This is a genomic window from Pseudomonas sp. CIP-10, from assembly GCF_020911845.1.
Lineage (GTDB): Bacteria > Pseudomonadota > Gammaproteobacteria > Pseudomonadales > Pseudomonadaceae > Aquipseudomonas > Aquipseudomonas alloputida.
The window spans coordinates 2,901,705-2,921,658 of record NZ_CP087160.1 but is presented as its reverse complement, the minus strand read 5'-3'; the positions used below and the strand labels follow the sequence as shown (position 1 = coordinate 2,921,658).

Sequence of the window (19,954 nt, the reverse complement as noted above, 5' to 3'; positions counted from 1 at the left end):
GCCAGGTGCGCCCACCCTGCAGAGTTTACGTAGTCAAGCATTGAACATTAGCCCCCTATTCGGCCACGCGTTGCACGTTGCCGGACCAAGGTTCAAAACATTGAACGCGGCAAGGAGTTTGCGATGGCTGATTCAAGCAAAAAAATGAGCCTGGTCGGGCTCACGACGCTGGTGACAGTCAACATGATGGGTTCGGGGATCATCATGTTGCCTACCAACATGGCTCAACTGGGTGCCGTCTCGCTGTTGTCGTGGCTTTTCACGGCAATCGGCTCGATGGCCATCGCTTATTGTTTTGCCCAGTGCGGCGTCTTCTGCTCACGCTCTGGCGGGTTGTCCGCCTACACCGAAGAGGCTCACGCGAAGTCGGGTTTTTTCCTCTGCTCGTACCTGTACTTCCTGTCTCTGGCCATCGCCAACGTAGCCGTGGCCATCTCTGCGGTGGGCTACATGACCGCTTTCTTGCCCTGGCTGGGTAGTGGTGCCATCCCGTTGTGCATAGGCACCATCGGGCTAATCTGGCTGACCACCTTCGCCAACTTCGGCGGTCCCGGCATCACCGGCAAGATCGGTGCTTTCACGGTCTGGGGCGTGATCATTCCGGTAGCAGGCCTTTGCATCATCGGCTGGTTCTGGTTCAAGCCCGATGTACTGGTCGCCGCCTGGAACCCTAACGATCTGCCGATTTCCGAGTCCATCGCCAAAGCCATTCCTCTGACCCTGTGGGCGTTCCTGGGCATGGAGTCGGCGGCCCAAGCCACCGATGCCGTGGAAAACCCCAAGCGCAACGTGCCACTGGCCTGCCTGTTCGGCACCTTGGGGGCTGCCGGTGTCTATATACTGTCGACCACCGTCATCCAGGGCATCATTCCCAATGCCGATCTGGCCAAGTCCACGGCGCCCTTCGCGCTGGTCTACGCCACGATGTTCAATCCATTGGTAGGCCATATCGTCATGGCCCTGGCGGTCATGGCGTGTGTCGGCTCGCTGCTGGGGTGGCAATTTACCTTGGCGCAAACTGCCAAGATGACCGCCGACCAGAACCTGTTCCTCAAGTTCTTCAGCAAGGTCAACGCCATGAACGCCCCTGTCGTCGGCATGATCGTCTGTGGCGTGCTGCAAACCTTGATGGCCCTGTCGACCATTTCACCGGATGCCGCCGCCCAGTTCAGCAAGCTGGTCAACCTGGCGGCGGTGACTAACCTCATCCCATATTTAACCGCGCTGACCGGTCTGCTGGTCATCATGTACAAGGCCGGTGTCTCAACGACGATCTACGCGCGCAACCTGGTAGTGCTGCTGGTGGCGGTGACGTACTCCTTGTATGCCCTGTATGCCTGCGGCAAGGATGCGGTGATGGGCGGCACCCTGGTACTGGCCTTCGGTTACCTGCTCTACGGTTTCCTCGCCAAGCGTTTCACCGACACGCTGCCAGCCGAACAGGCCGGGGCCGGCAATCCTTAGGCGCGGCAGCCAGGACTGCACAGACATCTGCATACGGGGAAACCGGACATGAACGTACCCTTGATCAAAACCACCCGTTTTTTGCTCGCTCTGGCGTTTTTGACGCTGCCTTTGATGGCCAGTGCCTCCACACTTGAACGCGTGCGCAGCAGCCACAGCTTCACCATGGGCTACCTGCCAGACCTGGCCCCCTTCAGCACGCAGGAAGGCGACAAAGCCAGCGGCTATGCCATCGAGCAGTGCCTTAAAGTTGCAGACAAGCTCAAGCGCGAACTTGGCCTGCCGGACCTGCAAGTGCGCTACCAGCCGGTTACGGTTTACGAGCAGGTCAGTGCGGTGAGCCAGGGGAAAGTCGATATTCTCTGCACGCCGACTCCGCCCACTCTGGAACGGCGCAAGACGATCAGTTACGCCATACCGATCTACACCGCCGGTCTCTCTGTCGTGGTGCGCAAGGATGCCCCCGAATCGCTGCTTAATGTACTCAATGGCAAAGTCGCCAATAGCGGACCGACCTGGCGAGCAAGCATCAACAGCGGTCTGGCCAACCACACATACGCCACCATTGAGGGCGGTGTAACCGAAGACTGGATTCGCGAAAGGATGCGCCTGCTTGGTGTAATCGCTTCACTGGTTACCGTGGCCAACAACGATGAGGGCATCAGGCTGGTCGCCGACGGCAAGGCGGACGCGTTCTTTGCCGAGCGCATGTTGCTGAAAAACGAAATAGCCAAGGAAGGGGCTCCCAAAAACCTGATGCTCCTGGACCGCATATTCGAGTACTCGCCGGTGGCGATGATGGTGGAGCGCAATGACGACGACTTCCGCCTGCTGGTCGATACGGCCTTGAGCGAAGCCTATCGTTCGGGCTCCATTGAAAAGGACTACGACAAATACTTGGGAGGGACCAACGATATCGTGAAGAAATTGTTCAGGGTGTATGCGTTGCCCGAGTGACATCAATCACTACAGGCCGTCTGCAAGCAGCCTTCCAGGCGCTGTATGAAAAGCCGTCTCAAGGCTTTTCATACAGACGCTAACCTTGGCCGCAGGTCACTAGGAGAAACGCCATTTCCTGAGCGTGGCAAGTGTCGAGGAAACCATGGGATACAGCCTGCCAATCCACGGGCAAAAGAAACGGCCTCTGAGGTCGTTTCTTTTTTTGCGTCTTTGATCGAACTTAGGAAACCCAAGACTCGACCACATCAGATCCATATTGAGCCTTCCACTCCTTCAGCAGTTTGTGGTTGCCACCTTTGGTCTCGATGATCTCGCCGTTGTGCGGGTTCTTGTACTGCTTAACCTGACGAGCGCGACGAGGTGCTTTCTCTGCGGCAGCAGGTGCGGCACGGCGACCGGCCTGTGGATCCAGGAGGTTGATGATGTCACGAAGGCTATAGCCATATTTGCCCAGCAGATCGCGCAATTTGGTCTCAAACTCGATTTCTTTCTGAAGCTCACGGCTGCCTTTCATGGCCTCCAGTTCGGCCAACTGGGCGGCCAATTTTTGCTCAAGTTGTCTAAATTCTGCCAGACGCGACATGGGGATACTCCGAAGTTGGCTAGGTGACCTTTAGAGCATCCTAACGCAGTTTAAATTCAAACCGAAATGAAAATCAGGGCCACCTGCCCCACTTTCCTGTTGCAGCGCAAGCGCCACACCGCCAATGTCTCATTTAGAGATGCCTGAATTTGAAACCCTCCAGCCTGACCTTGGCGAGTAGAAAGTTATCTACGCTGACACGCGCCAGCGCTGCATGGCCCACTCAGCCGACATTACGACTACCGCAACCGACAGAGCCTAGAACTCCACCCTCCCCCGACCCGCCTTGACAGCGCTGCGCCTGGCTTTTCCTTCGAGGCGGCGGGTCTTGGAGCCCAGGGTCGGCTTGGTGGGGCGACGTTTCTTATCGGTCTTGCCAGCGTTGATGATCAACTCGGCAAGACGCGCCAAAGCGTCCGCACGGTTCTGCTCCTGTGTGCGGTACTGCTGGCCCTTGATGATCAATACGCCGTCGCCGGTGATACGACTGTCACGCAGCGCCAGCAGCCGCGCCTTGTAAAACTCGGGCAACGATGAAGACGGGATGTCGAAGCGCAGGTGCACGGCGCTGGATACCTTGTTGACATTTTGCCCGCCCGCGCCTTGCGCGCGGATGTAGGTGAGTTCGATTTCGGCATCCGGCAGATGCACGTTATTGGAGATGGTCAACATGATAGGGCCCTTTTCATTCCCCATTATCACAGACTGCGCCGCTGTCCCATAGGACAACACATAATGCTCTGTCCGTTCAGGGTCATCGTGAGCGCCGCCACGCAGAAAGCTGCACCTGAGCGCTAGGCCAGCGCGTACAAACTGAACCTGCGGGGACAACTGACCGAGTGTGAAGGCCCAAGAGGCGGTCGTTACTGGATTGCCTCAACCACTGTCATCACCCTTTCGGACGAGTCCCCATGGCGTTCGTAATCGGACGCGCAGGCCACGATGCCATGCTTGCGGAGCGTGTCCCTGTCCTGCCGTTCAGCGACCGTAATCATTCAATGAGCGTTAGCGGACGCTCGGGTTTTCCAAAGCGAAAGCAACACGCCGCCAATCAGAAGGCCGATGGTAACGCTCAACGATATTTCGGCGGGTACTTTACCCACAATGTCATGAAGGAAGATTTTAGCGCCGATAAAGACAAGCACCAGAGCCAGCGCGTACTTAAGGTAAACAAAGCGACTGATCATCGCAGCCAATGCAAAATAGAGCGCTCGCAAGCCGAGAATAGCAAAGATGTTCGACGTATAAACGATGAATGGGTCCTGTGTGATTGCAAATATTGCAGGCACGCTGTCAACAGCAAACACTAAATCTGCACATTCAATCAGGACAAGTGCAAGGAATAGTGGCGTCACCCATAGAGTTCTTTTTCCTGACATGTCAGGCAAGCGGACCACAAAGCGTTGACCGTGCAATTCTTTGGTGATGCGTAGGTGTGTGCGCAGGTATCTGACGAAACGGTTGTTTTCCAAGTCAGGCGCATGATCGACGCGAGCGAATAGCATCTTTACCCCGGTGAAGACCAGGAACGCGCCGAAGCAGTAAAGTATCCAACTAAACTGGGCGATGAGCGCAGCCCCGAGGCCGATCATGATAGCCCTCAAGACGATGACCCCCATAATCCCCCAAAACAATACTCGGTGCTGGAACTCCCGAGGAATGGCCAGGAAACTGAAGATCAGCGCAATAACGAAAACGTTATCCATTGACAGGGATTTTTCAATCAAGAAACCTGTCACATAGTTCATGCTGGCGTCGCTGCCTTTCTGGAAATACACCCAGACCGCGAACAGAAGGCCCATACTGATGTAGCCCGCAGACAGCAACAAGCTCTCTTTGACTCCAATTTCCCGATTGCCGCGATGGAGCACACCTAAGTCAAGCGCCAACAGTGTTAGCACAACAGCGAAAAAGGAAAGCCAAAGCCAGAGGTCAGTACCAAGAACGTCTTGATTGAGATACGCATTAAGGGCAGACATGAGCCCCTCCTGTATAGTCGTAGTTCAACAACTATGACTCCGACATGGCGGTATAACCGTCAGAGGGGCCCGGCGTCACGAAGAAAGAATTTATCGGGCGCGAGTAGGCTGCAAGTAGAAAACATTTACAAATCATGTCCATGACAAGCTAAAACGCATGTAGTGGAAAACTCATTTCGGACACCTGATAGCACCCGGCTCAATGATGCCCCGCACGTTATCAACGCCTTCATTAGAGCAAAGCGCCGTTTGCTCGCGATCAAGCGCCACTTCACGGTTAACCTGATGCAGCGCCTTCCGTCGCTTAGCGGGCACCCGCTTACGCACGCCAGTGCCGAACATAGGGTGAACAATCCAAAAAGGCATTTCACCATGACACCAGCAAAACCTTTTACGTTACTGCTTGCACTTTGCCTGGGCTGCGCTTCACCACTTGCTTCGGCCGCCACAGACCTGAACCATCAGCGCGCCCCTGGCATGCAATCGAACGACAGTGGACAAATGAACGACCAAGGCGGAGCGACTGGCTCGGGAGCACCCGGCGATGGAATGGGTACGGGTGATGGCGGCACTGACGACAATGGGACGGACAATACCGGAGGTGACGGTACCGACAGCGACTCGGGAACCGGCAGTCATGACTCTGGTAGTAGCGGCACAGACGCGGGGGGTAGTGGCAGTGGCTCAACCGGAAGTGGATCACGCGCAGGTTCCGGCAGTTAGCTGATAGGGCCGATCGCCACGGATCACCCGTCCATCACCCGGAGCGTCAGTTCTACCCTGGTTTTCAACCGTTCATGTAACCCATGCAGGAGTAAATACCATGCCACGCGGGGACAAAGACAAGTACACGGACAAGCAGAAACGCAAGGCCGAGCACATCGAGCAATCTTACGAGGACAAGGGCGTGGGCAAGGATGTAGCCGAAGCACGCGCCTGGGCCACCGTCAACAAGCAATCCGGAGGCGGTGAAAAACACGCAGGCTCGGGAAGCAGGACACCGTCGCACGCGAAGAAGACCGCACGCTCGGATTCGGCCAAGCGCGCCGCTGAATCTCGCCAGGGGCATTCGCGGACGTCGCGCGCGTCGCTGGAATCACAAAGCAAGGAAAGCCTTATGAAAGAGGCACGCAGCAAAGACATCAAGGGGCGTTCGACCATGACCAAGGCACAGCTGATTGAAGCCCTGCAAAAACACGGGTGACGGCCAGATGTGATCGGCAACTTGGCAAGCCGGCTGAACGTTTGCTCAACCGGCCCGGTCGCACAACAGAGACGCAGCCGGCTGCGCGAACCCTGACCGTGAGGACCTACCATGAGCGCGATCTCTCCCAATGGGGCTGAAGAACACCCCATCGGCCTGACCCTGAATGGTCAGCGCCTGACACTGCAGGTGAATCCCTGGACCACCCTCCTCGACCTTTTGCGCGAGCAGTTGGACCTGGTCGGCACCAAGAAGGGTTGCGACCATGGCCAGTGCGGGGCCTGCACAGTGCTGCGCGATGGCAAGCGCGTCAATGCCTGCCTGACCTTGGCCATCATGTGCGACGGGGCCGAACTGGTGACCATCGAAGGGCTGGCCAGCGGAGACGTTCTGCACCCCATGCAGCGTGCTTTCATCACCCACGATGCTTTCCAGTGCGGTTACTGCACCCCAGGGCAGATCTGCTCCGCAGTCGGGCTTGCCCGCGAAGGGCGCGCCTACACCCGCGAGGCCATTCGCGAACAGATGAGCGGCAACCTTTGCAGGTGTGGTGCATATAGCAACATCGTCGCTGCGGTGGAAGAAGCCCTACCGTTGATGACGCCCCCGCCACAACGAGGGCCGAATCCATGACGCCTTTCAGCTACCACAAGCCCGCATCAATCAGCGAAGCCGTGAGCCTGGCTGACGCCAGCTCACACTTCATTGCCGGCGGCACCAACCTCCTCGACCTGATGAAAGAAAACGTGGTTCGCCCCAAGCGCCTGATCGACATTTCCGGCCTTGGGCTGAACGGCATCCACCCCACGTTGAACGGTGGCTTGTTGATCGGCGCATTGGTGAGCAACGCCGACCTGGCCTGGCACCCGATGATCGAGCAGCACTATCCATTGCTGTCGGACGCGATCCTGGCAGGGGCATCACCGCAATTGAGGAACATGGCCAGCACCGGTGGCAACTTGCTGCAACGTACTCGTTGCTACTACTTCTACGACACCGGCACCCCCTGCAACAAACGTGAACCCGGCAGCGGATGCCCGGCGCGTACAGGCTCGAACCGTATCCACGCGATTCTCGGCGCCAGTGATGCCTGTGTCGCGACCCATCCCTCGGATATGTGCGTGGCATTGGCTGCGCTCGAAGCCGTGGTGCATGTGCAGGGGCCGCGCGGAGAGCGCCAAATACCTTTTGCGGCATTCCATCGCCTCCCTGAGGACACCCCGGAGCGAGACAATCAGCTGGCAATCGATGAACTGGTGGTCGCCATCGAGCTGCCGCCCCCGGTGTTCGAAAAACATTACCGTTATCTGAAAATTCGCGACCGCGCCTCCTACGCGTTCGCGCTGGTGTCGGTCGCCGCAGCCTTGAGCTTCGATGGCCAGGTAATCCGGCACGCTCGCCTGGCGCTGGGCGGCGTTGCCCACAAGCCGTGGCGAGACCCGGTTGTAGAACGCATGCTGGCCGGCCAGGCGCCTTGCGAAGCGCTGTTCACCCGGGCCGCAAAAACGTTGCTGCAAGGTGCAAAACCTCTGAGCCACAACGGCTTCAAGGTCACGCTCGCCCAACGTGCAATTGTGCGGGCATTGGATGACGCGGTGCGCGGCGCCGCTGACGGGGGGCCACGACCATGATCAAACCAACACCGGTAGCCGGCACGTCCCTGGACCGCGTAGACGGCGTGGCGAAGGTCACCGGGCAGGCGCGCTACGCGGGCGAATACCCCGAAGTGGGCCTGCTCCATGGCAGTGTCGTGTCCAGTACCATCGCCCGAGGTCGGGTACTCAACATCGACAGTGCGCAGGCGATGCGCGTGCCCGGGGTGGTCGCCGTGCTCGACCATGACCAACGTCCGCATATTTCCAGTTATGACGACGACTACAGCGACGCCGATTCCGCGAATGGGGCGCCGTTTCGGCCCTTGTTCAATGATCGAGTGCTCTACAACGGGCAACCGCTGGCGCTGGTGGTCGCCCAGACCCTCGAGCTGGCGCGGTATGCAGGTTCGCTGATCAGGATCGAGTACGCCGAGGAGCCCCACCAGACAGACCTGGGCGCATGCCAGCAGTCGCATGCGGCACCCGCCGAAACACCAGCGCCGCGTGGCGACTTTACCGCGCAGTTTGCCAGGGCCCCGGTGCAGGTGGATGCCACCTACCTGACTGCCAACGAGTACCACAACCCCATGGAGCCGCATGCATCGACCGTGCTCTACAAGGCCGACGGCACACTGGAAATCCACGACAAGACCCAAGGCACGCAGAACTGCCAGGACTACCTGCACAAGGTGTTCGGCCTGCCCAAGGCAAACATCCGCGTGCGCGCGGCGTTCGTCGGCGGTGCCTTCGGCTCGGGCTTGCGTCCGCAGTACCAGTTGCCGCTGGCAGTGATGGCGGCATTGCACCTGCAGCGCTCGGTGCGCGTCACGCTGACCCGCCAGCAAATGTTCACCTTTGGCTACCGGCCGCGCACCGAGCAGCGCCTGCGCTTGGGCGCGGACGTGAACGGGCAGTTGCTGGCGATCGCCCACGATGCACTTGGCCAAACCTCCCGCTTCGAGGACTTCACCGAGCACGTGGTGGAATGGAGTGGCATGCTCTACCAGTGCGACAACGTTGCCCTCAGCTATCGCCTGGCCTCGCTCGACGTGTACACCCCGCTGGACATGCGTGCGCCTGGTGCCGCGTCGGGGATGATTGCCCTGGAGTGCGCCATGGATGAACTAGCCTGTGCAGCGCAGATAGACCCGCTTGAACTGCGCCGGCGCAATTTCACCGCCAACAATGCCAACGAGGGCAAACCCTACTCCAGCAAGGAACTGCTGGCGTGCTACCGGCAAGGTGCCGAACGTTTTGGCTGGCAAAACCGTAATCCGCAACCGCGCAGCATGCGCCATGGCAATCAACTGATCGGCTGGGGGATGGCCGGCGGCGTCTGGGAAGCCATGCAGATGAAGGCCAGCGCCAAAGCACGCTTCGATGCCCAAGGCCAACTCACCGTCTGCAGTGCCACCACCGATATCGGGACCGGCACCTATACCGTCATGACGCAGATCGCAGCCGACGCGGCTGGCGCCAGGGTGCAGGATGTCACCTTCGTGCTGGGAGACTCTTCACTGCCCACCGCACCCCTTCAGGGCGGATCGTTTACGGTGTCGTCGGTCGGTTCGGCCGTGCGCCAGGCCTGCCAGGTACTGCGCACCAAAGTGCTGGAACATGCGCGCAGGATGTACCCACAAGTGGCCAGCACGGCCCGGGAGCAGATCATTTTCGCCGATGGCTACCTGCACGCGGGCAGCCATCGCTTGGCCTTGGCGGACATCATCGCCAGCGCCCCCGAAGGTGAGTTCGAAGTGCAGATCGACGCCGAGCCCGGCGCCAGACGCCAACCGTTCTCCACCGCCACGCATTCGGCGGTATTCGTGGAAGTCCACGTCGACGAGGACCTTGGCACAATCAAGGTTGCACGGGTAGTCAGTGCCGTGGCGGCCGGACGGGTAATCAACCCGAAAACCGCACGCAGCCAGATCTTGGGAGGCGTGGTATGGGGGGTGGGTATGGCCCTGCACGAAGCCGCGTTGACCGATCATCGGTTGGGCCGCATCGTCAACCACAACCTGGCGGAGTACCACATCCCGGTCAATGCAGACAGCGGGGATATCGAGGTGATCTTCGTTGAAGAGCACGACGATATCGTCAACGAGCTGGGGTCCAAGGGTGTGGGCGAAATCGGCGTCGTCGGGGTGGCAGCCGCGGTGGCCAACGCGGTCTACCATGCCACGGGCAAGCGTGTGAGGGAGTTTCCGATCACGCTCGACAAACTGCTGAAAGACAACAGTCAGGTATGAGTAATATCTGTGCATGAGGTTTGCGCCTGCATCGCCGTCGGATTCCCGCTCACTGGGCATCGGTGGCTTCAGGCGCAGGCGGATCAATGCGCTCGATATTTCCCAGAACCAACGCTCGCCCGGCAAATAGACCGCCGGATGTTTCCAGGGCAAAACGTGCGGCATCGCGTGTGCGCACCTCGTCGGTCACCGCGTCAGCTTCAACGCTCGAGGCTCCCAAGGTCAGCACGGCCTGGCGGCCAAGCAGCAAGGAGGATTCAAAGGTTTCCCGCACGATGTAGTCGGCGTCGTGCTTGACCAGCTCCAGCGCATGCTCGCGGTCAAAGGCGCGTACCAGCACCTTCACCTGCGGGCAATACTGCCGCGTGCTTTCGACGATGCGTGTCGCGGCCTTCTTGTCATTCACGCACACAATGATGGTGCGGGCGTGACGCGCCCCGGCAGCATGCAACAGGTCATGCCGGGCACCATCACCGTAATAGACCTTGAAACCATAAGGCTCGACGGCGCGGATCACCTCGGGGTCCATATCGATGATTGAAAGCTTGGCGCCATGAGCGAGCGGTGCCTGACAAGCGATCTGGCCGACACGGCCAAACCCTATGATGAGTACATGGCCTTGGAGATTCTGTGCCGGCTCCACACCGTCCATGGAAACCGCCCGGGGCCGCGCGAAACGCTTGAGCAACAGAAGGTTCACCGGCGTGAGGGCCATGGACAGCACCACGATAGCCGTCATGTTGGCGTTGATTTCGGCACTGACGACCTTGAGTTTCAGCGCTTCGGTAAACAGCACAAACGCAAATTCGCCCCCCTGCGCCATCAGCACGGCGCGGTCCAGCGCATCGCCATGCTGGCTTTTCGCTAGGCGCGCGACCCCATAGATGCACAGCGCCTTGACCACCATCAGCGCCAGCACGCCAGAGCTGATGAGCAGCCAGTTCCTGGCCACCACCTGCAGGTCCAGCGCCATGCCGACGCCGAGGAAAAACAGCCCCAGCAACAGTCCGCGAAACGGTTCTATGTCAACCTCCAGCTGGTGGCGGAAGGTGGACTCCGACAGCAGCACACCGGCAACGAACGCTCCCATCGCCATCGACAGGCCGCCGATTTCCATCAGCAGCGCTGCTCCTAGCACCACCAGCAGCGCGGCAGCAGTCATCACCTCGCGCGCCCTGGCTTGGGCCAGTACCCGAAACAGGGGGTTGAGCAACCACAACCCGATGATCACCAGTGCGCTGAGGGACACGGCTGCGATAGCCATGCGCTGCCACAGGGGTGAGGTGGGTTCGGGCACCGCTGCAGTCGGCGCCAGAAATGCCACCACCGCCAGCAAGGGCACTATCAGCAGATCTTCAAACAGCAGAATGGACACGATGCGTTGGCCCCTCGGCTCGGTCAAGTCACCCCGCTCCGAGAGAACTTGCATGACGATGGCAGTGGATGTGAGTACAAAACCGGCCGCGCAGACGAATGACACCTGCCAAGGGAAAGCAAAGGCCTTGCCGACGACGGTGAGCAGAACGGCACAGATCAACACCTGCAGGCTGCCCAGCCCAAAGATCTGCGCCCGCAGCGCCCACAGATGCGAGGGATTGAGCTCCAGGCCAATCACGAAGAGAAACATAACCACGCCCAATTCGCCCACATCGATGATGGTGTGAGGGTCATTGACCAGTTGCAGCCCGAAGGGCCCGATCATCATCCCCGCCAGCAGGTAACCCAGCACCGAGCCGAAACCGATGCGCTTGAGCAGTGGCACGGCCACCACGGCAGCGCTGAGCAACGTGATGACACCCAACAACAGTCCTGCGTTGCCTTCAGCGGCCATGGCTTCGACCCTCAGCCCCTGTCAGGACCGGTTATGGAGAAAGTACCGGACGAATTATCGCTGGGCGTCTCAGTTCGCCTGGGATGTGCAATATCCACTGCATGGGAAGCGACAGCTTCCTGTGGAGCAACTGAAGAAACACCCGCCCGCAGGTAGGTCGCGGGCGGGTAAGACTGGTGACGAGGGCTGTCCCCTAGCCTTCGCGAACCTCGATGCGCCTGCCACTCGCACGCGCTTGCTTGGGCAATTCGATACGCAGCACACCGTTGTTGCATCTGGCGCTGGCCTGCTCGGCAATGACCTCGGCAGGAAGCCGGAAGGTGCGCCGGAAACTGCCAAAGGTGCATTGCCGGACGCGATAATGCCCATTGCCCTGCTCCTGCTCGACGCGCTTTTCACCGCGAATGATCAGCGTATCGCCCCGCACCTCCAGGTTCAGGTCCTCCTTGACCATTCCAGGTATCTCAAGGCGAACGACGATCCGCTCACCATCCTCGTAAAGATCGCCGGCCAGCAGCCCCCAGTTCGAGGCAAGCGCCGGTGATGAGGTCGCATCCTGCGACTCGCCCCTGCTCCGCTTCACTGGCGTGAAGCGCGTCAGGGCCTCGCTGGTGCGACCGCGAAGCTGACGCCAGCCCTCGCCCAGCGAATGCCAGGTTTCCTCCAGGCCATGTCTGAGTTCAGCTAGTTTGTCCATGGGTCGTCCTCCACACGCTCAAGGCCCTACGCGCTTTTCACGACGATCTTGCGCGGCTGGGCATGTGCATGTTTGGGAACACGCACGTTCAGCACGCCGTCCCGTAGCTCAGCATCGATTCGGGTCGCATCCAGCTCGGAGCTCAAGGTGAAGGCTCGTCTGAATCGCGACAGCTGGACTTCAGCGTAGACGGCCTCCAGCTGTTCGGACAACTGCGGCATGATCTCCCCTTCCAGCACCAGCGTGTCACCCTCCACATTGACCACGAGATGATCCTTGGGCACCCCGGGAAAGTCGGCAAACAGCTGGATTCCGTTTTCGTCTTCGAAGACATCGACGCGCGGCAGCAGTGTTTGGGTTTCAGTTTCGCCGCGCACGACTGCTTGCTTGTCGTTCATGGTGATTCCTCCTTCAAACCTTTGCTGTTACTGGATGACTATACGCTTGGGCTGCAGCGCTTCTCGCCGCGGCAGGGAAATGCGCAGGACGCCGTCGCGGTAGTGGGCCTCGACCTTGTCGGTATCGACCTGATCATTGAGGCTCACGGTACGCTTGAAGGGACCGGCATAGCGCTCGTTGGCGTACACGGAGCAATTGCCCTCCTGCGTGCTGCGCGCGGGCCGGCGCTCGCCGGAAATCGATAGCAGGCCTCGGTGAATCTGCAGATCGATGTCGCTCGGGTCAACGCCGGGAACGAAGGCGTAGACCTCCATGCTCGATGGCGTGCTCGCGACATTGATGGCAGGAAAAGCACCACTGGCCAAGGCACGAATGCTGCCTGGGCGCCCGAGCCCCGTTCCCAGCACATGTTGCAGTTCGCGCTGGAGCTTCTCGAACTCGGCAATCGGATCGCTCGACAGATTAAGAAGGGACTCGTACATGACAATCCTCCTTCCAGCTGACTGAAATGATCTCGAACAGGAGGCGCGAAGCGCCGGGTTTCGGCCCCTGATGACGGAATTATGTGAGCAATCTGGAGGTTTTCAAGCCCCGGTTTGAACGGATATGGAATTACACATCCGCGCTCTTTTTCCCGTTCAATCTTTGCCTTGGCGCCATTCACTCAGGGCCTAGGCAACTCGATCATCACGCTCACGCAACAGCCAGTAGGTCAGCCCCAGGGCCAGGGTGGCGCCAGCGAGCGCCGCGACTTTGGCCGGGCTGACATCGGGATCAAGGATCACGATCTTGCGCGACAGCGCGATCAACCCGATCAAGAGGACCGTCTTGACCTGAATGATGCTGCCATGGCGCAAGACAACGCGCACGATGGAATGCTTGAATTCCATCGCGATCAGCAGCGTCATGACCATACCGAACACATTCTGGAAGATCCGGTGGTCCAGCGGATTGAACGCATCGATGATCAGCAGGCTGAAGACTATCTGGATCAGCTGTACCAGCGACACCACGATAACCACCGCGATCACCAGCGAAAGAATGTGAGCGACGATCTGCTCGAAACGCTCGTAAAACGTCAACACCGCCCACTCGCGACGCAGTCGCATGCGCGTGGTCTCGGGCTCATCGCTGTCCTTCATGCCTCACCTCTTCAGCAGCAAGATCATTGCAACGAGAAACCGCAGCCTTCGGCCTGGGCTTCACGCATTTTCACTGTCGAGCTCTTTGGCCGGCGCGGCTTGCCGGCGGTCGAACCCGACCCGCTCCGCCTTGTCGTCCCAGCGCACATGGGCGTGATCACCCTTGCCAATGCCGCCGCCGAGCATTTCACGTGCCAGTGCCGTCTCCAGCTCGCTGCGGACCAGTCGCTTGAGCTCGCGGGCACCGAATTCGGGCTTGTAGCCGACTTGCGCCAAGTGATCGACCAGTGTCTCGTCGAACGTCAGCGTCACGCCCTGGCTCGCGGCATTGCGGGCTACGCGCTCGAGTTGCAGGCCAACAATGTGGCGGATCTCCTGCTTGCCCAGCGCATGGAAGACGATGATCTCATCGATTCGGTTGAGGAACTCGGGGCGAAAGTGCCCGCGCAGCACTTCCATCACCTCGACCTTGGTCTTCTCGTACTCCTCACCAGCCGCTCCAGGCGCCTTCAGCCGCCGCTGAATAATGTCGGAGCCCAGGTTGGACGTGGCGATGATAATGGTGTTGGTGAAGTCCACCACGCGCCCCTTGCCATCGGTCAGTCGCCCGTCGTCGAACACCTGCAGCAGGATGTTGTAGACGTCGGGGTGGGCCTTCTCGATTTCGTCGAGCAGCAGCACGCTATAGGGCTTGCGCCGGACCTTTTCGGTAAGCTGGCCGCCTTCGTCATAACCAACGTAACCCGGAGGCGCGCCCACCAGCCGAGCCACGGAATGGCGCTCGCCATACTCCGACATGTCGATACGCAACAGGGCGCTCTCGTCGCCGTAGATGGTTTCGGCCAGCGCCTTGGCCAGCTCGGTCTTGCCGACACCGGTGGAGCCCAGGAACAGGAACGTGGCAACGGGCTTGCTGCCTTCGCGCAGCCCAGCGCGCGACAGCCGAACCGCGTCCGCCACCGCACGCACCGCCTCGTCCTGCCCCACCAGGCGCTCATGCAGCCGCTGCTCCAGGTGCAACAGCTTCTCGCGCTCCTCCACCGTCAGTTCATTGACCGGAATGCCGGTCAGCCGCGAGACGATTTGCGCCACATGTTCCGCCTTGACCTCGGTGCTGCCCGAGCCGCGCTCGAGCTCCCACTCCTCGACCCGCTGCTTGAGTTCGGCCTCCGTGGCTTCGACGCGCTTGCTGATCTGCGCCGCATTGTCATATTGCTTGCGCGAAGCCGCGTAGTCCTGCTCGCGGCGCAATTGGTGCAACTCCGACTCCATTTCCTGCACCGCAACCGGGCGCGCCGTCGCCGATAACTTGACGCGGGCGGCAGCCTGATCGAGCAGATCGATGGCCTTGTCCGGCAGAAAGCGCGCGCTGACGTAGCGGTCGGACAGTTCGGCGGCAGCGATGATCGCCTCCTCGGTGATGCTGACCTTGTGGTGCGCTTCGAAGGTGTCGCGCAGGCCGCGCAGGATCATGATGGTCTGCGCCACCGTTGGCTCGGGCACCACGACCGGTTGGAAACGCCGCTCCAGCGCAGCGTCCTGCTCGATGTACTTCTGGTACTCGTTGAGCGTCGTCGCGCCAATCAGGTTCAGCTCACCACGCGCCATCATCGGCTTGAAGACGTTGGCCACGTCCAGGCCGCCTTCTCCACCGCCCTGGCCTGCCCCGACGATGGTGTGCACTTCGTCGATGAAGAGAATCAGCTCGCCCTGATGCTCGGCGATTTCCTTCAGCACCTTCTGCACGCGCTCCTCGAACTCGCCTCGGTACTTCGCGCCAGCCACCAACGAATTGATGTTCAGTTCGACCAGGCGCTTGTCGCGCAGCGTCTCGGGCACCTCGCCGGCCACCATGCGCTGCGCCAGCCCCTCGACGATGGCCGTCTTGCCCACGCCAGGCTCGCCGATCAACACCGGGTTGTTCTTCTTGCGCCGCGCCAGTACCTCAATGGTGGTTTCGATTTCCTGTGCCCGCCCGATGACCGGGTCCAGCTTGCCATCGCGCGCCATCCTGGTGAGATCGCGCGAGTACTTGTCGAGCTCCGGCGTTTCGGTCGGCGCCTCGGCGCGGCCATCCTCTGCACCCTTGCCAACCACCTTGCTGACGCACTGGCGCAGGGCCTGCGGCATAAGGCCATAGCGGCGCAGCAAGTTGGCGGCCAGCCCTTCGCCCTCTTCGGCCAGCCCGATCAGGAAGTGCTCGGGGCCTACGTATGCGTGCCCCAACTCATTGGAGGCGACGAAGGCGCGACTGAGCGCATCCTTGACCCGAGGCGACACGCCGACTTCGCCTTCAAATGGCTTGTCGCCGCGCTTGGCTTCGGCTTCGATCTGGCGCTTGAGGTCATCAACCTTGATCTTGAACTGGCTCAGGATGGTCTTCACCACATCGCTGTCGGCCAGCGCCAATAGCAGGTGTTCGGTATCGACTTCGGACCGACCGAACTCCGTGGCACGCTTGGCGGCTTCCTGCAACAGGGCCTCCGAGTGTTCGCTGATGCGGCTGGCCAGCCCGCTGCTGCGGCGGCGTGGCGTGCCGGACGCTGCGCGGCCAGGTTCCCCAGACGACGCTTCAGCCACTTCATCGGCACCCGTGGCAACGGATGCCGAGTCTTCTCCGATGCGCAGCAAATCGCTGCCCATGAACTCTTCGAACAAACCGCTGCGCGAGCCGAAAAGGGCTTCCAGTGGGGAAAGGGTGCGTTTTTGCTGGCGCACCAATTGGCGGTAGTGATCATCACACAACAGCATGATGTTGTGGCGGCCATTGACCTTGGCCTCCACCCGTGTCGTGGCGGGTTGGCCACAGACCTGGCATTGTTTGCTGGCCATGCGGGCGCTCCTTGAGTCATTGAGATGACGAGATGGAGCCTGCCGCAGCACCTCGTCTGCTGGTGGGCCTTCGTGACGACTTCAACGAAATCTCCGAGTCAGCTTCAATTCGGAATCGAACGGCTGTGCTTCGATGCACCCGCTTCGCGCTCCTCGAGGATGATCGTCAACAGCCCATTGTCGAATGGGCGCTTGATCAAAACCTGATCGGCATCGTCAGGCAGGTTCAAGGGTGGCGGGCAACAGCCGTAGAGCGTTCGGCACGAGGGAAGGCGCCCGACTGCTGCTCTCGCAGCAGTCGGGCGTGATCGGGATGTTCTTTCCTTGAGATGGGCCATTCAAAGGAAAGCCAGTACTGTATCCGTAATGTCCAGCGCCAGCTTCAGCACGCCTGCTAGGCAAGCGCGGGTTGGCGAGCGCGGGTTGGCGAGCGACGAAAACAGATGCGCCCAGGCCCAAGGAACTTTTGCAATGCTGGCTAAAGTCTGCGCCTGGTAGTTCGCAAGTCAAGCAGTATCTGCGATCGGTTCAGAAATAGTCAGCGGGCAGGCCGAGGCGAGCCGAGTTAAGGCGCACGCGCTCCATCTGATACGTTCTTTTATCATCCACCTGAGTCTTTTTCGTGGAAGGCCCACTGCTTTATAAGATTTCGCGATCGGGGTGCGATCGGACTGTACCCGGGCACTCAATTCTCCAGCCGTTCAGGGAACCGGAAGGCCTCGCAAGTACTCAGGAATCCCCATGAACACCTCCTGCACGGGCTATCACAGCATGGCGCTTTCCGAGTCTCAGCGCGACATACTCGGTATGATTGCGACCAATCATCAACTGCACGACATCCTCACCGCCATCTGCTTGATGATCGACGCCCAGGATCCCGGCACGCTGTGTTCGATACTGCTCACCGATGCGCAAGGCAAGCATTTGCTGAAGGGCGCCGCGCCTGGCCTGCCGCCTGCCTACAGCGATGCAATCCATGGCTTGCCCATTGGGCCTCAGGAAGGCACGTGTGGCACAGCTGCATTCCGCCGCGAGCTGGTGGTGACAGCGGATATAGCCCGGGATCCGAGCTGGGAGCGTTTTCGCAGTCTGGCGCTAGGGTACAATCTACGCTCCTGCTGGTCGTTGCCATTACTCTCGCATCAGGGATCCGTACTTGGGACATTTGCGCTATACCAGGATCAAGCGATTGCGCCAAGCGAGGTGCAGATCCATCGGCTGACCTGCGCGGCGCAACTGGCTGCCATTGCGATCCGGCATGAGCGTGACGGCCAACGTCTGGAGGAAAGCGAACAACGGTTTCGCTCATTGTTTACCTACAACCCCAATCCGGTTTTCGCCCTCGACAGGGCGGGCAACATCCAGAGTGTGAACCCAGCTGGCCTGAAGCTTAAAGGTGGCGCGGCAACTGATCTTGTCGGTCATCATTTCTCCCACCTCGTATTCGAAGAAGACCTGCCGAAAGTGAATCAGCATTTTTTCGCGGCCCGCGCCGGTGAGCCGCAGCGATTCGAGGCAAGGGTGCGCGACGAGAGCGACGACAAGCAGTTGATCATGGATATCGCTAACCTGCCAATCATGGTCAATGGCGAGATCGTCGGGGTATTCGGCATCGCGCGGGATATCAGCAAACAGAAGCATTACGAGCGCCAGTTGAGTATCAATGCCAGCCATGACGGGCTGACGGGTTTGCTTAACCGCCTGTCTCTGGAAGACCGGCTTGTCCTGGCGTGTCGCAGCAGCCGTCAACGTAAAGTTCAACTGGCGGTCATGTACATCGACCTGGATGGATTCAAATCCATCAACGACTCCATCGGGCACTACTTCGGCGATCAAGTGCTGATCGAGGTGGCACAGCGCTTGACCCAGCAGGTCCGTCCGGCTGATACCGTCGTGCGTATGGGCGGCGATGAGTTTGTCGTACTGCTGACGGACCTGCTTCGTGATGAAGACGCTGTCCCGGTGGCCGAGCGACTGCTGGCCAGCATTGGCAAACCCTACTGTATCCAGGGTATTGACCTGCACGTGAGTACCAGTATCGGCATTACGGTAAGCGATGGCCACATCGAGCAGCCGATGAAGTTGATCCAGCAGGCTGACATGGCCATGTACAAAGCCAAGCAACAAGGTCGGAACAACTTTCAATGGTACACCAGTGATCTTAACCACCGCGTTTGCGAGCACAGAAGCCTACGTAATGACCTGCAAAAGGCTATCAAAACTCAATCGTTCAGCCTGCATTATCAACCGCAAATAGAAGCGCGCACGCGTCGGGTGGTCGGGATCGAAGCGTTGTTGCGCTGGGAGCATCCGGTTAGAGGGTTCATCTCTCCAGCGGTTTTCATACCGGTGGCAGAGGACAGTGGTCAAATTATCCCTCTGAGCCTTTGGGTACTCGATACGGCGTGCGCGCAGTTGCGCAACCTATGTGATCAGGGCTTCAACGGTATCTCGATGGCCGTAAATATTTCGCCGATGCATTTCCAGTGCGGTCAGTTCGTTGAATGTATCCAGGCAGTGTTGAGCAAGCATGGGCTCAGCGCTGGACAATTGGAACTGGAGATAACCGAGTCACTCTTGCTGCATAACGTTGAACAAGCAATCGCAACCTTGCACCGCCTCAAAGACTTGGGTGTACGCATTGCGCTGGATGATTTCGGTACGGGGTTCTCCAGCCTGAGTTATCTCAAGTGCTTGCCAATAGACAAAATCAAGATTGACCGCTCCTTTATCCAGGACATCTCGACGAACCCACACGATGCAGCAATCACTCAAGGCATCATTTCGATGGCCCATCATCTCAGCCTGTCAGTGGTCGCTGAAGGTGTGGAAACTGGGCCTCAGGTGAATTTCCTGGAAAGGGGGCGCTGCGATATTCTCCAAGGCTATTACTTTGCGAGACCCATGTCGCATGAGGCGCTCAGGACTTTCTTGGCCGACTAGTCCACCGCCATGGTGATGTCCTCGGCTCGCCGGGTTGATATTTTCGTGCTGCTTTGTAAGCGATGCCCATCGTTGC

16 protein-coding genes are annotated in these 19,954 nt (G+C 59.5%); 7 read left to right on the top strand and 9 right to left on the bottom strand.

All coding sequences use genetic code 11. The features are described 5' to 3' along the window. The first annotated feature begins 123 nt into the window (after window positions 1–123). Both potE and LMH93_RS13285 read left to right on the top strand, forming a co-directional pair. The gene (gene potE / locus LMH93_RS13290; RefSeq protein WP_004374854.1) at window positions 124–1,464 is read left to right on the top strand and encodes a putrescine-ornithine antiporter; all 1,341 of its coding nucleotides are present in this window, start codon (window positions 124–126) and stop codon (window positions 1,462–1,464) included. Between the two features lie 48 nt (window positions 1,465–1,512). Beyond that, complete coding sequence (locus LMH93_RS13285; RefSeq protein ID WP_230065304.1) at window positions 1,513–2,421, top strand: amino acid ABC transporter substrate-binding protein; 909 nt, start codon at window positions 1,513–1,515, stop codon at window positions 2,419–2,421. A gap of 223 nt (window positions 2,422–2,644) precedes the next feature. Here the strand turns inward: LMH93_RS13285 and LMH93_RS13280 are convergent, their stop codons facing one another. The 3 genes from LMH93_RS13280 to LMH93_RS13270 form a co-directional block, all read right to left on the bottom strand. Next, window positions 2,645–3,007, bottom strand: a complete 363-nt coding sequence (locus LMH93_RS13280) for a histone-like nucleoid-structuring protein, MvaT/MvaU family (RefSeq protein WP_108190802.1) — start codon at window positions 3,005–3,007, stop codon at window positions 2,645–2,647. Between the two features lie 258 nt (window positions 3,008–3,265). After that, window positions 3,266–3,679 carry an alternative ribosome rescue aminoacyl-tRNA hydrolase ArfB gene (arfB, locus tag LMH93_RS13275; RefSeq protein ID WP_004374860.1) on the bottom strand — a complete coding sequence of 138 codons (414 nt, stop codon included), beginning with the start codon at window positions 3,677–3,679 and terminating at the stop codon, window positions 3,266–3,268. A gap of 323 nt (window positions 3,680–4,002) precedes the next feature. After that, window positions 4,003–4,986, bottom strand: coding sequence for a TerC family protein (locus LMH93_RS13270; protein ID WP_230065303.1), 984 nt, complete (start codon window positions 4,984–4,986; stop codon window positions 4,003–4,005). Window positions 4,987–5,809: 823 nt separating this feature from the next. Between LMH93_RS13270 and LMH93_RS13265 the strand changes: the two genes are divergently transcribed. From LMH93_RS13265 to LMH93_RS13250, 4 genes are all read left to right on the top strand, one after another. Beyond that, on the top strand, window positions 5,810–6,190 hold the full coding sequence (locus LMH93_RS13265; RefSeq protein WP_230065302.1) for a termination factor Rho: 381 nt from the start codon (window positions 5,810–5,812) through the stop codon (window positions 6,188–6,190). A gap of 111 nt (window positions 6,191–6,301) precedes the next feature. Continuing rightward, window positions 6,302–6,823 carry a (2Fe-2S)-binding protein gene (locus LMH93_RS13260; RefSeq protein WP_108190796.1) on the top strand — a complete coding sequence of 174 codons (522 nt, stop codon included), beginning with the start codon at window positions 6,302–6,304 and terminating at the stop codon, window positions 6,821–6,823. Then, on the top strand, window positions 6,820–7,821 hold the full coding sequence (locus tag LMH93_RS13255; protein WP_108190795.1) for an FAD binding domain-containing protein: 1,002 nt from the start codon (window positions 6,820–6,822) through the stop codon (window positions 7,819–7,821). Before LMH93_RS13260 ends, LMH93_RS13255 begins: the two co-directional genes overlap by 4 nt. Beyond that, window positions 7,818–10,034: a xanthine dehydrogenase family protein molybdopterin-binding subunit gene (locus tag LMH93_RS13250; protein ID WP_230065301.1), complete on the top strand. Its 2,217-nt coding sequence runs from the start codon at window positions 7,818–7,820 to the stop codon at window positions 10,032–10,034. The genes LMH93_RS13255 and LMH93_RS13250 overlap by 4 nt, the downstream gene beginning before the upstream one ends. Before the next feature lie 49 nt (window positions 10,035–10,083). Here the strand turns inward: LMH93_RS13250 and LMH93_RS13245 are convergent, their stop codons facing one another. The 6 genes from LMH93_RS13245 to clpK all read right to left on the bottom strand — a co-directional run bounded on the left by LMH93_RS13245 (window position 10,084) and on the right by clpK (window position 16,935). Continuing rightward, window positions 10,084–11,865, bottom strand: a complete 1,782-nt coding sequence (locus LMH93_RS13245) for a monovalent cation:proton antiporter-2 (CPA2) family protein (RefSeq protein ID WP_185279282.1) — start codon at window positions 11,863–11,865, stop codon at window positions 10,084–10,086. A 193-nt stretch (window positions 11,866–12,058) separates the two neighbouring features. Beyond that, window positions 12,059–12,562, bottom strand: coding sequence for an Hsp20/alpha crystallin family protein (locus tag LMH93_RS13240; RefSeq protein WP_064492091.1), 504 nt, complete (start codon window positions 12,560–12,562; stop codon window positions 12,059–12,061). 26 nt (window positions 12,563–12,588) lie between these two features. Further along, complete coding sequence (locus LMH93_RS13235; protein ID WP_185279284.1) at window positions 12,589–12,960, bottom strand: Hsp20/alpha crystallin family protein; 372 nt, start codon at window positions 12,958–12,960, stop codon at window positions 12,589–12,591. Between the two features lie 27 nt (window positions 12,961–12,987). After that, the gene (locus LMH93_RS13230) at window positions 12,988–13,443 is read right to left on the bottom strand and encodes an Hsp20/alpha crystallin family protein (protein ID WP_010954193.1); all 456 of its coding nucleotides are present in this window, start codon (window positions 13,441–13,443) and stop codon (window positions 12,988–12,990) included. A 189-nt stretch (window positions 13,444–13,632) separates the two neighbouring features. Beyond that, window positions 13,633–14,103, bottom strand: a complete 471-nt coding sequence (locus LMH93_RS13225; protein WP_010954194.1) for a phosphate-starvation-inducible PsiE family protein — start codon at window positions 14,101–14,103, stop codon at window positions 13,633–13,635. A 60-nt stretch (window positions 14,104–14,163) separates the two neighbouring features. Continuing rightward, window positions 14,164–16,935 (bottom strand): heat shock survival AAA family ATPase ClpK, encoded by a 2,772-nt coding sequence (gene clpK / locus LMH93_RS13220; protein ID WP_108190792.1) that lies wholly within the window; start codon window positions 16,933–16,935, stop codon window positions 14,164–14,166. 741 nt (window positions 16,936–17,676) lie between these two features. Here clpK and LMH93_RS13215 point away from each other — a divergent pair. Then, a complete protein-coding gene (locus LMH93_RS13215; protein WP_185279286.1) occupies window positions 17,677–19,878 on the top strand; it encodes a putative bifunctional diguanylate cyclase/phosphodiesterase in 2,202 nt (733 codons plus the stop codon). Window positions 19,879–19,954 lie beyond the last annotated feature (76 nt).